Genomic DNA, 11,257 nt, shown 5'->3' with positions numbered 1-11,257 from the left:
GCGACCACAAGTGCTGCAATGGTCAGTGTAACTCGTTTGAACGGGCGTTTCATCTTGGCCTCCTTGGCTGAAACTGCCGCAGAGATGTGCCCTATGACCGTTGATATGCCATGACAAACCGATGTTATCAGCGGTTTGTGACCATCGGTGACGGCACTTGTCATGCGCAGCCCTCCGGATAGACCCATTCGCCGGTTGCCCGGTCGAAGCGGTCGTAGATCGAGACGTTGACACCCCTCGCCCCGCACCGAGCATCCGCCACCTTCCGCGCCAAGGCGCCTTCCCACATCTGGAACGGCTGGCCGTTGTTCGTGACACGCACAGGCTCCGAGGTGGCGGGCGCGGAGGGCGCAGTCGCTACGCAGGCCCCTTGGACCAGCGTCATGGAAAGGGCCAGAGCCATCCGCATCACTCCGCCGCGACCGCGCTTACGCGCCCGGTCTTCTTCGCCTTGATCCGGTCCTCGATCTCGTCCCGGAAGGCGCGGATCAGGCCCTGGATCGGCCAGGCTGCCGCGTCGCCAAGGGCGCAGATCGTGTGGCCTTCGACCTGCTTGGTGACCGAGAGGAGCATGTCGATCTCCTCGACCTCCGCCTCGCCGCGCACCAGACGATCCATCACCCGCATCATCCAGCCGGTGCCTTCGCGGCACGGGGTGCACTGGCCGCAGCTTTCGTGCTTGTAGAACTTGCTGAGGCGCCAGATCGCCTTGATGACGTCGGTCGACTGGTCCATCACGATCACCGCCGCAGTGCCAAGACCCGACCGCTGCTCACGCAGCCAGTCGAAATCCATGATCGCTTCGTCGCATTGCGCCTGGGTCAGGAGCGGCACCGAGGACCCGCCGGGGATCACCGCCTTGATGTTCTTCCACCCGCCGCGCACGCCGCCGCAGTGGCGCTCCAAGAGCTCCTTCAGCGGGATCGACATCACCTCTTCGACGACACAAGGCTGCATCACGTGGCCCGAGATGCCGAAAATCTTGGTCCCGCTGTTGTTCGGACGGCCAAAGCCCGCAAACCAGTCCGCCCCCCGGCGCAGGATCGTTGGCACGACGGCGATCGATTCCACGTTGTTCACCGTGGTCGGGCAGCCATACAAACCGCTTCCCGCGGGGAACGGCGGCTTCATCCGGGGCATGCCCTTTTTGCCCTCAAGGCTTTCCAGAAGCGCTGTTTCCTCGCCGCAGATATAGGCCCCGGCGCCGTGGTGGAGGTAGCAGTCGAAATCCCAGCCGGACTTTGCAGCGTTCTTGCCGAGCAATCCCGCGTCGTAGCATTCGTCGATTGCCGCCTGCAGCGCCTCACGCTCGCGGATGTATTCGCCGCGGATGTAGATGTAGCAGGCGTTCGCCCCCATCGCGAAGCTGGCGATCAGGCAGCCTTCGATCAGCGTGTGCGGATCGTGCCGCATGATCTCGCGGTCCTTGCAGGTGCCGGGCTCGGATTCGTCGGCATTGACGACAAGGTAGGATGGCCGCCCGTCCGACTGCTTCGGCATGAAGCTCCACTTGAGCCCCGTCGGGAAGCCCGCCCCGCCCCGCCCGCGCAGGCCGGACGCCTTCATCTGCTCGACGATCTGATCCCGCCCGCGCTTGATGATGTCGGCGGTGCCGTTCCAATGCCCGCGCTTCATCGCACCCTTCAAGGAGCGGTCATGCATCCCGTAGAGGTTGGTGAAAATGCGGTCCTGATCCTTTAGCATCATTGCCTTCCTAACCCTGGCGTCCCCGCCAGATCTGATACGTCACTATGAGGGCCCAGACGAAGGCCGCCATGGCTGCGAGGTCAAAGAGAAACACGAAGCGTGGCTCCCAATCCAACTCCCCGCCCAGCCACTGCGCCCCGAGCCAGAGCACGATCGTCACCGCCAGCACGATACCGACCAGCCGCGCCTGTCGGGCGCGGGCGAGCTCGGCTGGATCGGGACGATCTTGCACCAGGGGCCTCAGTAGTTGTTGGTCTTGGCGCGAATCCGAAACGCCTCAAGCCCTTCGGTCACGATGATCTTGGCCTGTGCCACCCACTTGTCGCGGGTGATACGGCCCTTGAAGCTTTTCATCTCGGCGTCGACCAGCGCCACATCGGCGTCCGACCAGCTGGCGATCTGGTCGAAGTGGTAGAAGCCCATGCCGTTGACGAGCTTCTCCATCGCCGGGCCGATGCCCTCGATTTCCTTCAGGTCGTCCGCCTTGCCTTTGCGCGGTCCGCTCAGCCGCTCGGGACCTGCCGGCTTCGCAACCTTGGGCTTTGCGGCGGCCTTGGGCTTGGCTTCGGCCTTGGGCTTGGCGGCTGCTTTGGGCTTCGGCGCTGCCTTCGGGGCGGGCGCGGGCTTTTCGACCGGCGCCGAGACGAAAGCGGCGGGTGTGGCTTCGGCTTGAGCAACCGGAGCGGGTTCGACCGGCGCGGGCGGCGCAGGTTCGGCACGAGCAACAGGTGCGGCTTCGGTCCGCGTCGGCGGTGCAGCCGCGGCGGCGGGTTCGTCCGCAGTCATCGCGGGCATGGTCCGGCCGGGCTTCGACCCCCAGGGCATTCCCAGGATCAGCCCCACGATCAGCGCCAGGAGGCCGCCCAGTGCCGCCGCCGGAGAAAGATCGAACTTGCCGACGATCACCAGGACCCCAAAACACACGAGCCCGGCCGCCGCGCCGATCACCCATCCCGAAAGACTCGGGGCATTCACGTTTTCAGCCTTGCGCATTTGCCTTCTCTCCCCTTCGTACCACGATACCAACTTCGTTCCGATCCTGCGTCCTTACGCTTTCGCCGCGCGCTCGGCCTCTTCAGGCGTCCCGCCCGCCGCCAGCACCTTGGCCTGCACCACCCACTTGTCCCGGCTCACGCGGCCCTTGAAGCCTTCCAGACTGTCGTCGACCCAGGCGATCTCGGCGGGTGTCCAGGCGGCGATCTGGTCGAAGTGATAGAAGCCCAGCCGGTTGCACAGGGCCTCAAGCTTGGGCCCGATGCCGAGGATCAGCTTCAGGTCGTCCGCCTTGCCGTTGCGCGGCGCCGTCAGGCGGGCCGGTCCCGCGTCCGCAGGCCGGGCGGCCGCGGGCTTGGTGGTCCAGCCGGGCGTTGCCCCAACAGCTTTGGCGTCGGCCTTGGGCTTTGCTTTCGGCTTCGCCTCTGGCTTCGGCTTGGCGGCAGCCTGCGGCTGGGCTTCCGCCACAGGCGCGGGCTTTGCCTCATCCTTCGGTTTCGGCGCGACCACCGGGGGCGGCGCGATCAGCGGGGCGGGCGCGATTTCCGACAGCGGCGTCACGACAGACGAGGGCGGCGGACTTGCCTGGGCCGCCGTCGGACGCTCGGGCATCACCCGTACCGCTGTTGCCGAAGGTACCGCAGCACCCTCGGGGCCGCTGATGCGCCCACCGCCATCTGCGGCACCAGAGGCCGGGACGATCTTCCGCACCCGCTTCGAGCCGTTCTCCTCGGCTTCCTGGCGGCTGATCTCGGCGGCCAGCCGGTACAGGAGCAAAAGCACGATCAGCGCGATGGCAACTCCGAAGGCCGCAGACGACAACAGATGATAGCCCAGAACGAAGCGCAGAACGGCAAAGGTGCCCGCCCCGGCGACCGCGACCAGAACCCAGCCACCGGGGCCGATCTCGATATCATTCTCAGCGTCTTGCATCCCACCTATTCCCTTTTGGCCCGCCCGCTTCTTCGGGGCGTTGACCTTTCAGTCTTTCGCCGTCTCTAGGCCCTGGCCACGGCTTCCGCCTCTTCGACCGAGCCGCCCGCCGCCAGCACCTTGGCCTGCGCCACCCAGCGGTCACGGCTCACCCGGCCCTTGAAGCCTTCAAGGTTGTTGTCGACCCATGCGATTTCATCGGCAGTCCATTCGGCAATCTGGTCAAAGTGGAAAAAGCCAAGCTTGTGGCAAAGCTGCTCCAGCTTCGGCCCGATCCCGAGGATCTGCTTCAGATCGTCGGCCTTGCCCTTCCGGGCCGCCTTCAGCGCTTTCGGCTGCTTGCCCCCTGCCGTTGCAGCAGGCGTTGCAGCGGCAGGCGCCTCAACGGCCTTGGCAGCCGGCTTCGGCGCCGCAGGCTTCGGCGCAGCCGGTTTGGCGGCAGGCTTCGCCGGGGCGGACTTGCCAAGCCATGGCATCGTCAGCGGCACTTCCGTCCCGTCGATGCGCTTCACCGTCTCGCCCAGATCGACCGCGAGTTGCGCGCTGGCGTTGTACTTGGGGCGGCTCGAGGCGAACTCTTTCAGCGTCGTAAGCCCGCCCGCCGGTTCCGCCGCATAGCGCCCGTTCTGCGGTCCCGGCACCGGAACTTCGCCCTTCGAGAACCGCCCGATCAACTCGCGCAGCTTTTCCGGCGTCAGGTCCTCGTAGTAGTCCTTGCCGATCTGCGCCATCGGAGCGTTGGCGCAGGCCCCCATGCATTCGACCTCTTCCCAGCTGAACTTGCCGTCCGCCGAAAGGGTGTGGGGCTGCTTCGCGATCAGCTCTTTGGCCACGGCCACAAGGTCTTCCGCCCCGCAGATCATGCAGCTGGTCGTCCCGCAAATCTGGATATGTGCCACCGAGCCAACGGGTTGCAGCTGGAACATGAAGTAGAAGGTCGCCACTTCAAGCGCCCGGATATAGGCCATCCCAAGCATGTCCGCGACATGCTCGATCGCGGGCCGCGACAGCCACCCCTCCTGCTCCTGCGCGCGCCAGAGAAGCGGGATGATCGCCGATGCCTGACGGCCCTCGGGGTACTTGGTGATCTGGCCCTTTGCCCAGGCAAGGTTCGCCGGAGTGAAGGCGAAGCTTTCGGGTTGGTGGGGATGGAGGCGGCGAAGCATCAGTAGACCCCGATGTACATGAGGGGAAGGAAGGGCAGAACCACCGGCAGGGCCGACAGCAAGAGAAGCGCACCAAAGAGGCCAAACGCGATCACGGGGCGCATCCTTCGGTTTTCAGGATCAGCAGTTCGCGATCCCGGTTCAACTCGGCCAGACCCTCGGTGACCAGATCATTAACGATGGCCGCGCTGGTCTCCTGATCGATGCCGACAGAGGGTAGCAGGTCCGGCGCCTGCTGCTCGGTCATCCGGCAGCCATTCGCTTTGACTGCCGCGATAAAGGCCTCACGCTGGGCTTCGGTAGGTTCTTGCTGCGCAAGGGCCGGGCCGGCAATCAGCAAAGCCGGAAACAAGGCGCCGAAGATGGGCTGGTGCGGGTTAAGATGGCGGAGCATCAAGAGACCTCGGAAACGTTGTTCAGGCGCATCGCGTCAAGAAAGCAAGCCTCGCAGAGAAGCTTGCCATTCATTCGCGCCACGATGTCATCTGTCCATTCATAGTTGTTTGCAGCAATCACAGCCTCGCATTCGGCGCACCAGCCATTCAACTGATCGTCGTCGTCCCGATCAAAGAACAGGCCGCGCGGCTTTTGGTCACGCAAGGTTTCGAGAACATGCACGCAGGCAAACGCAGGCCGAGCACTGCCGTGTGTAGCGCAGGACACGCTGGCACTCACCTATCAATCTCCCCGAACACGACATCCATCGTCCCGATGATGGCCGAGACATCCGCCAGCTGGTGCCCCTTGCAGATCCAGTCCATCGACTGGAGGTGCAGGAACCCCGGAGCCCGGATTTTCGCGCGATAGGGCCGGTTCGTCCCGTCCGCCACGAGGTACACCCCGAACTCGCCCTTTGGCGCCTCGACGGCCGCATAAACCTCGCCCGCGGGCACGTGGAAGCCTTCGGTGTAAAGCTTGAAGTGGTGGATGAGCGCCTCCATCGAGGTCTTCATCTCGGCCCGGGGCGGCGGGGTGATCTTGCCGCGCGCCAGCACGTCGCCCTTTTCGACCCGCAGCTTCGCGCAGGCCTGCTTGATGATCTTGGTCGACTCCCGCATCTCGGCCATCCGGCAAAGATAGCGGTCATAGCAGTCGCCGTTCTTGCCCACCGGAATCTGGAAGTCGAACTCATCATAGCATTCATAGGGCTGCGCGCGGCGGAGGTCCCAGGCGAGGCCCGACCCCCGCACCATCACACCGGAATAGCCCCATTCCAGGATGTCCTTTTCGGTCACCACCCCGATATCGGCATTCCGCTGCTTGAAGATGCGGTTCTCGGTCAGGAGGCCGTCGATGTCGTCCAGCACTTTCGGGAAGGCATCCGCCCAGGCGTCGATGTCGTCGATCAGCTGTGGCGGCAGGTCGATATGCACCCCACCGGGCCGGAAGTAGGCCGCATGGAGCCGCGCGCCGCAGGCCCGCTCGTAGAAGACCATGAGCTTCTCGCGCTCCTCGAAGCCCCAGAGCGGCGGGGTCAGCGCGCCGACGTCCATGGCCTGAGTGGTCACGTTCAGAAGATGGTTCAGCACCCGCCCGATTTCGCTATAGAGCACCCGGATCAGCGACGCCCGCCGTGGCACCGCCGTGCCGGTCAGCCGCTCGATCGCCAGGCACCAGGCATGCTCCTGGTTCATCGGGGCCACATAGTCCAGCCGGTCGAAATAGGGCAGGTTCTGCAGGTACGTCCGGCTTTCCATCAGCTTTTCGGTGCCCCGGTGCAGAAGCCCGATATGCGGATCGCAGCGTTCAACGATCTCGCCGTCCAGCTCCAGCACCAGCCGCAGAACACCATGCGCGGCAGGGTGTTGCGGACCGAAGTTGATGTTGAAGTTCCGGATGCGCTGCTCGCCCGTCTCGAAGTCGGTCGAGCCGTCGTCATACGTGTTCTTGCGGATGTCGCCGTCCATCAGTTGGCTCCCATTCGGTCGCGGGCCATCAGTTGGCTCCCATTCGGTCGCGGGCTATCACACCGCCGCCCTCTGCCTTGGCCATCGCCTTCGGCACAAACTTCTCCCACCGGACGATGGCGCGCTGATGACGCCCTTCGCCGATCTGGTCCACCCCGTCATGCGCGCGGACCTTGAACCAGACGAACTTGCCGTCCACTGCCGTCACTTCCGTCTCCACCGTGACCGTCAGCCCCGGCGGCGTGGGGGCCACGTGGTTCACATCAACATGCGTACCAAGCGAGCCCTCGCCGTCCTCATAGTACGGCGCAAGCTGCTCGATGCAGGCCCATTCCATCAGGCCGACCATGTAGCCCGTAGCAAAGACCCCCGGCATCGCCTGAAAGAGCTCAGCCTCCGGGTAAAGCGCCGGGACCGTATGCGCGGCCCCGATCCGGTGGCGGAAGATCCCGCGGGCACCTATGGCAAGACCGGGCTTCACTTCGCCTCGGCTTTCTGGTCGCCCGGAAGGATGTATTCGGCACCCTCCCACGGGCTCATGAAGTCAAACTGGCGGTATTCCTGCACCAGCTTCACCGGCTCATAGACGACCCGCTTCAGCGCCTCGTCATAGCGCACCTCGGTATAGCCTGTGGTGGGGAAGTCCTTGCGCAAGGGATATCCCCGGAAGCCGTAGTCGGTCAGGATGCGCCGCAGGTCGGGGTGGCCCGAGAAGAGGATGCCGAACATGTCGAACACTTCCCGCTCGAACCAGTTGGCCGAGGGGTGAAGATCGACCAGCGACGGCACCATCTCATCCTCTCGCACGGCGATTTTCAGGCGGATGCGGTGGTTCCGGTACATCGACAAGAAGTGGTAGACCACATCGAACCGCTGCGCCCGCTCGGGGTGGTCGATGGCAGTGATGTCCACCAGCGTCGAGAAGCGGCATGAGGCGTCATCGCGCAGGAACTCGACCAGCGCTTTCAGATTGGCAAGGTTCACGGTCAGCGTCAGCTCGCCAAACGCGATGTCAGAGGCCGCAACCGCATCGGGCTGCTTCAGCTCGATCATCCCTGCAAGTTCGCTCAGTGCTTCGGTCATCGGCTGTTCCGCTCCATGCGTCTATCGTATCGCAAAAATCCCGGCCTCTTCGCCACGTTACGCCCTGCACTGCAATGCCGCGTCCGCCGCATAGCGCTCAATCTCGGATTCCTCCATCCCTGCCACGCTACGCAGCACAGCTGACGACAAGACCACGCCCCGCACCGTTCCAAGTTCGCTCTTGAACCGCGCCATCATGCAGTCACAAAACCCGGCAGGCCCACCCGCTTCTGCGTTTCCCCGCTCGCACCCGACCGCAAAATCGCTCAGGTTTGATTGATACCGGAAATACCCAAGAACTATAATCGCGACCAAAGCTGCGGTCATCCCGACTGCAATGTTGATGACTGCTTTCATCAGCCTTACCGCACCAGCGTGCCAGTACGGCGGATCTTCCGCTGCAGCTGCAGGATACCGTAGAGCAGTGCTTCAGCTGTCGGAGGGCAGCCGGGCACATAGATGTCGACCGGGACGATCCGGTCACAGCCGCGCACGACGCTGTAGGAATAGTGATAATACCCCCCGCCATTGGCGCAGGACCCCATGCTGATCACATAACGCGGCTCGGGCATCTGGTCATAGACCTTGCGGAGCGCCGGGGCCATCTTGTTGGTCAAGGTGCCCGCCACGATCATCAGGTCCGACTGCCGGGGCGAGGCGCGGGGTGCCGTCCCGAAACGTTCCAGGTCATATCGCGGCATCGAGGTATGCATCATCTCGACCGCGCAGCACGCAAGACCGAAGGTCATCCAGTGCAACGACCCGATCCGCGCCCAGTTGATGATGTCCTCGGTCGAGGTGAGGATGAACCCCTTGTCCTGTAGCTCCCGGTTCAGCGCGAGGGTGGCGGCCTTGGGGTCCGCGTCGGCGGTATTGGTGGAGCTGACGACACCCATGGGCTCAGACCTTTCGAACTTGCGCCCACGCAGGACGCGCGTCCCGGGGCGGCTCCCTAAGGCATGTATCCGCTGCATCCGGCATGGTCAATGCGGCCCGGCAGCACAGTGGCGCGGCGGACGTTCCGGAATTGGTGCAGGGCGGGCTTGTCCCCCCGTCAGGATAATGCCAGGTAAAGCCTTACCGGGCAACCATTTGGGGGCACAACGAAGATCCCCCGCGCCTCTTCGCCGACCGGCACACTGCGTGGCACCTCCGCACGTCCGGCCTGGCTCGCCCTGCAGCTACCTTCAACCGGCGGACCACGAGCGGCGCGACCGCCTCAGAGTCAAATGGTTCACGGAGCCATTGCGGTGGCGAGAGGTCCGGCCGAGTAGCAGGTGGACCAACCCGGGTAAGGGCAGACCAGGCGGCCGCGCAGGCTGTCCGTCAATATGCCCCAGATCACGGGCTTGCCCTCCGTCGACCAGCCGATGATCGGCGATCCGGAGCTGCCGCGCCCGGCATCGCAATCGTAGCGCGCCACAAGCCAAGTATCGGCGGGCTCGGCGGGTCGGCCAACGATGCTCCCGTCGGGCGCCAGGGATGAACTGGTCGGCGGCGGACCAATATACCGGCAGATCTGTGCCGTGCTCGTCAGGAATGTGTCGGAATCGCTCGGGCCGGAGAGGTTGAGAACAGGCTGCCCTACCGCGAGGATCAGTTCGTCCTTCGTCGCAAGACGCAGCGGCTTGCCGCCTTCGACTGGCCCAACAAGATCGACAATGGCCCAGTCGCCGCGCGCGATCTCAGTTGAAAAATCATCGTAAAGCGCGTCCGGCACCCGGTAGGGTCCGACGACGATCGTCTCGGGGCGGATGGCAACCTGTGGCGACCCGTCGCGCCAGACCGCGCAATGTTCGAGATCCGGGTAAAGCGCTCCGTCCATATCCTGAACGGCATGCGCGGCGGTCAGGACGCGGTCGGGCCTGTCGAGCAGCACGGCCGTGCCTAAGTTGTCATGGTCGCCATTGCAATCGAACTGCACGACTGAATCCAGCACAGCTTCCCAACCGGGGAAGCTGACAGGGTCCTCGGGCTTGAAGTTGCTCAGGGCTTGCCGACTTTCATCTCCGATCACGCCTTGCGGCGGTGCGTCGGGCGGCGGAACATCCACTTCGGGAGGATCGATCCGCCCGAGTTCTGCAAAGGGATCTTCGGGGAGTTCGGGCCCGCTGTCGACGACACCCAGCCACGCGGCGAACAACAAGCCTGAAACAACGATCACGATGTCGGAAATTCGGAAGCGCGCAGGCCCGCGGCCTACTCCCATTCCAGCGCGCCTTTCTTCCACTCATAGGCGAACCCGACCGTCAGGACGGCCAGAAACAGCATCATCGACCAGAAGGCCGCCATGCTGATCTCGCCGAACGCGACCGCCCAGGGGAAGAGGAACGCGACCTCCAGGTCGAAGATGATGAAAAGGATCGACACCAGATAGAACCGCACGTCGAACTTCATCCGCGCGTCGTCGAACGCGTTGAAGCCGCATTCGTAGGCGCTGACCTTTTCGGGGTCCGGGTTCCGCACCGCAAGGACAGCCGCCGCAAGGATCAGGATCAGGCCGAGACCAATGGCAACGGCTAGAAGGACGAGGATGGGAAGGTACTCACGAAGAAGCAGATCCACGGGGGGCTCCTTGAAGCTGGCGACATGCGAGCAGGCGGACAGTGGCAGCCCGCCCAATTCTCTTCGCCCGTTTACTCTCGCCCCCCGGCGGGGTCAACCGAAGGCGGGCGGAATTCGGTGCCGCATAACGACACATGAGGATATTAAGCTAGTATTTTTGTAAGGCTTTTCAATCCGGCTCGACAGGCCCGGGACTGACCGCCGGATGACCGGACCACGGACAATGGACGGGTTCCCCTGACCTTGACCGCTGGTCGGATCGGGACTTACCTCCTGCCGGAACAACCAGAAAGACGGTCCAATGCATATCCGCAGCACGTTTCTCGTCGCAAGCCTTGCCGCAGTGCCCTTGGTCGCCCAAGCGCAAGGCATCGACCTTGCCGCGATCGAGGCCCGCATTGCGGAGCTCGAGCCGCGCTACGGAATGGTCCTCTCGGACATCAGCTGCGATGCGCCGACACTTCCCGCGCACCAGATCATGTGCGCATCAGCCGAAAGCGCGAACCCGGTTCTCTGGCGGATGGGTCGGCTTGACGATCTGGCCTGGGTCTACGCAGTAGAAAACGCCACAGGTCAGGAGGTTGATCTCGCCAACCCGCCGCGCGACGCCGAGTTCATCGCGGATCGCGACGCCTGCCCGGACGATGTCTGCCTGATGTTTTTCCTGGTCAGGCACACCAACGCCAGCCTCGGCGGCACCTCGCCCTACCCGCAGTAGGGGCGACGAACGGTTTTCAAATTGAGCGCTGACGCGCGAAGACTCCTTGTCTCGTCGTCGGGGCTTGCGCCCTCCTCCTCGGCTGACGAGGGGCGCTGCCCCTCGAGCTCCCCGGAGTACTTGAAAAAAGAGCAAGCGCATTTGCTCTTTTCCAAATACTCCCGCGCGGCGCGCCCTTCTTCCGA

Annotated in this window: 17 protein-coding genes; 1 reads left to right on the top strand and 16 read right to left on the bottom strand. The window is 64.0% G+C overall.

The annotated features are described in order from the left end of the window. Window positions 1-160: 160 nt before the first annotated feature. The 15 genes from ACRCSW_RS08135 to ACRCSW_RS08065 all read right to left on the bottom strand — a co-directional run bounded on the left by ACRCSW_RS08135 (window position 161) and on the right by ACRCSW_RS08065 (window position 10,354). A complete protein-coding gene (locus ACRCSW_RS08135; RefSeq protein WP_438704091.1) occupies window positions 161-403 on the bottom strand; it encodes a hypothetical protein in 243 nt (80 codons plus the stop codon). 5 nt (window positions 404-408) lie between these two features. Then, on the bottom strand, window positions 409-1,704 hold the full coding sequence (gene nuoF, locus ACRCSW_RS08130; protein ID WP_438704089.1) for an NADH-quinone oxidoreductase subunit NuoF: 1,296 nt from the start codon (window positions 1,702-1,704) through the stop codon (window positions 409-411). Between the two features lie 10 nt (window positions 1,705-1,714). Next, window positions 1,715-1,939, bottom strand: coding sequence for a DUF5337 domain-containing protein (locus ACRCSW_RS08125; RefSeq protein WP_438704088.1), 225 nt, complete (start codon window positions 1,937-1,939; stop codon window positions 1,715-1,717). 8 nt (window positions 1,940-1,947) lie between these two features. Further along, window positions 1,948-2,700, bottom strand: a complete 753-nt coding sequence (locus ACRCSW_RS08120) for a hypothetical protein (RefSeq protein ID WP_438704087.1) — start codon at window positions 2,698-2,700, stop codon at window positions 1,948-1,950. Between the two features lie 54 nt (window positions 2,701-2,754). Next, on the bottom strand, window positions 2,755-3,633 hold the full coding sequence (locus tag ACRCSW_RS08115) for a hypothetical protein (RefSeq protein ID WP_438704086.1): 879 nt from the start codon (window positions 3,631-3,633) through the stop codon (window positions 2,755-2,757). 65 nt (window positions 3,634-3,698) lie between these two features. Further along, window positions 3,699-4,799 carry an NADH-quinone oxidoreductase subunit NuoE gene (nuoE, locus tag ACRCSW_RS08110; RefSeq protein WP_438704084.1) on the bottom strand — a complete coding sequence of 367 codons (1,101 nt, stop codon included), beginning with the start codon at window positions 4,797-4,799 and terminating at the stop codon, window positions 3,699-3,701. A gap of 91 nt (window positions 4,800-4,890) precedes the next feature. Then, a complete protein-coding gene (locus tag ACRCSW_RS08105; RefSeq protein WP_438704082.1) occupies window positions 4,891-5,193 on the bottom strand; it encodes a hypothetical protein in 303 nt (100 codons plus the stop codon). After that, window positions 5,193-5,474 carry a hypothetical protein gene (locus tag ACRCSW_RS08100; RefSeq protein WP_438704081.1) on the bottom strand — a complete coding sequence of 94 codons (282 nt, stop codon included), beginning with the start codon at window positions 5,472-5,474 and terminating at the stop codon, window positions 5,193-5,195. Before ACRCSW_RS08100 ends, ACRCSW_RS08105 begins: the two co-directional genes overlap by 1 nt. Then, on the bottom strand, window positions 5,471-6,706 hold the full coding sequence (locus tag ACRCSW_RS08095; RefSeq protein WP_438704079.1) for an NADH-quinone oxidoreductase subunit D: 1,236 nt from the start codon (window positions 6,704-6,706) through the stop codon (window positions 5,471-5,473). Before ACRCSW_RS08095 ends, ACRCSW_RS08100 begins: the two co-directional genes overlap by 4 nt. 28 nt (window positions 6,707-6,734) lie before the next feature. Then, window positions 6,735-7,187 (bottom strand): thioesterase family protein, encoded by a 453-nt coding sequence (locus ACRCSW_RS08090; RefSeq protein ID WP_438704077.1) that lies wholly within the window; start codon window positions 7,185-7,187, stop codon window positions 6,735-6,737. Beyond that, entirely contained in the window at window positions 7,184-7,789 is a 606-nt protein-coding gene (locus ACRCSW_RS08085; RefSeq protein ID WP_438704076.1) for an NADH-quinone oxidoreductase subunit C, read from the bottom strand. The genes ACRCSW_RS08090 and ACRCSW_RS08085 overlap by 4 nt, the downstream gene beginning before the upstream one ends. Before the next feature lie 57 nt (window positions 7,790-7,846). After that, window positions 7,847-8,146 carry a hypothetical protein gene (locus ACRCSW_RS08080; protein ID WP_438704075.1) on the bottom strand — a complete coding sequence of 100 codons (300 nt, stop codon included), beginning with the start codon at window positions 8,144-8,146 and terminating at the stop codon, window positions 7,847-7,849. Window positions 8,147-8,151: 5 nt separating this feature from the next. After that, window positions 8,152-8,685, bottom strand: a complete 534-nt coding sequence (locus ACRCSW_RS08075; RefSeq protein WP_438704073.1) for a NuoB/complex I 20 kDa subunit family protein — start codon at window positions 8,683-8,685, stop codon at window positions 8,152-8,154. Between the two features lie 338 nt (window positions 8,686-9,023). Beyond that, the gene (locus tag ACRCSW_RS08070) at window positions 9,024-9,953 is read right to left on the bottom strand and encodes a trypsin-like serine peptidase (protein ID WP_438704071.1); all 930 of its coding nucleotides are present in this window, start codon (window positions 9,951-9,953) and stop codon (window positions 9,024-9,026) included. Between the two features lie 35 nt (window positions 9,954-9,988). Further along, window positions 9,989-10,354, bottom strand: a complete 366-nt coding sequence (locus ACRCSW_RS08065; RefSeq protein ID WP_438704069.1) for an NADH-quinone oxidoreductase subunit A — start codon at window positions 10,352-10,354, stop codon at window positions 9,989-9,991. A 301-nt stretch (window positions 10,355-10,655) separates the two neighbouring features. Here ACRCSW_RS08065 and ACRCSW_RS08060 point away from each other — a divergent pair, with 301 nt between their 5' ends. Beyond that, window positions 10,656-11,072 (top strand): hypothetical protein, encoded by a 417-nt coding sequence (locus tag ACRCSW_RS08060; RefSeq protein WP_438704067.1) that lies wholly within the window; start codon window positions 10,656-10,658, stop codon window positions 11,070-11,072. Here the strand turns inward: ACRCSW_RS08060 and ACRCSW_RS08055 are convergent. Then, window positions 11,060-11,257 (bottom strand): hypothetical protein (locus ACRCSW_RS08055; protein ID WP_438704066.1); only part of this gene is annotated, 198 nt, incomplete at its 5' end. The genes ACRCSW_RS08060 and ACRCSW_RS08055 overlap by 13 nt on opposite strands.

Source organism: Tabrizicola sp. (assembly GCF_051645465.1).
GTDB lineage: Bacteria > Pseudomonadota > Alphaproteobacteria > Rhodobacterales > Rhodobacteraceae > Tabrizicola.
This window is presented reverse-complemented; position numbering and strand designations above follow the sequence as displayed.

Bases quoted from the DNA above. Each gene is read 5' to 3' on its own strand.
- ACRCSW_RS08135 (WP_438704091.1), bottom strand. From the start codon at position 403: ATGGCTCTGGCCCTTTCCATGACGCTGGTCCAAGGGGCCTGCGTAGCG.
- nuoF (WP_438704089.1), bottom strand. From the start codon at position 1,704: ATGCTAAAGGATCAGGACCGCATTTTCACCAACCTCTACGGGATGCAT.
- ACRCSW_RS08120 (WP_438704087.1), bottom strand. From the start codon at position 2,700: ATGCGCAAGGCTGAAAACGTGAATGCCCCGAGTCTTTCGGGATGGGTG.
- ACRCSW_RS08115 (WP_438704086.1), bottom strand. From the start codon at position 3,633: ATGCAAGACGCTGAGAATGATATCGAGATCGGCCCCGGTGGCTGGGTT.
- nuoE (WP_438704084.1), bottom strand. From the start codon at position 4,799: ATGCTTCGCCGCCTCCATCCCCACCAACCCGAAAGCTTCGCCTTCACT.
- ACRCSW_RS08105 (WP_438704082.1), bottom strand. From the start codon at position 5,193: ATGCTCCGCCATCTTAACCCGCACCAGCCCATCTTCGGCGCCTTGTTT.
- ACRCSW_RS08095 (WP_438704079.1), bottom strand. From the start codon at position 6,706: ATGGACGGCGACATCCGCAAGAACACGTATGACGACGGCTCGACCGAC.
- ACRCSW_RS08085 (WP_438704076.1), bottom strand. From the start codon at position 7,789: ATGACCGAAGCACTGAGCGAACTTGCAGGGATGATCGAGCTGAAGCAG.
- ACRCSW_RS08080 (WP_438704075.1), bottom strand. From the start codon at position 8,146: ATGAAAGCAGTCATCAACATTGCAGTCGGGATGACCGCAGCTTTGGTC.
- ACRCSW_RS08075 (WP_438704073.1), bottom strand. From the start codon at position 8,685: ATGGGTGTCGTCAGCTCCACCAATACCGCCGACGCGGACCCCAAGGCC.
- ACRCSW_RS08060 (WP_438704067.1), top strand. From the start codon at position 10,656: ATGCATATCCGCAGCACGTTTCTCGTCGCAAGCCTTGCCGCAGTGCCC.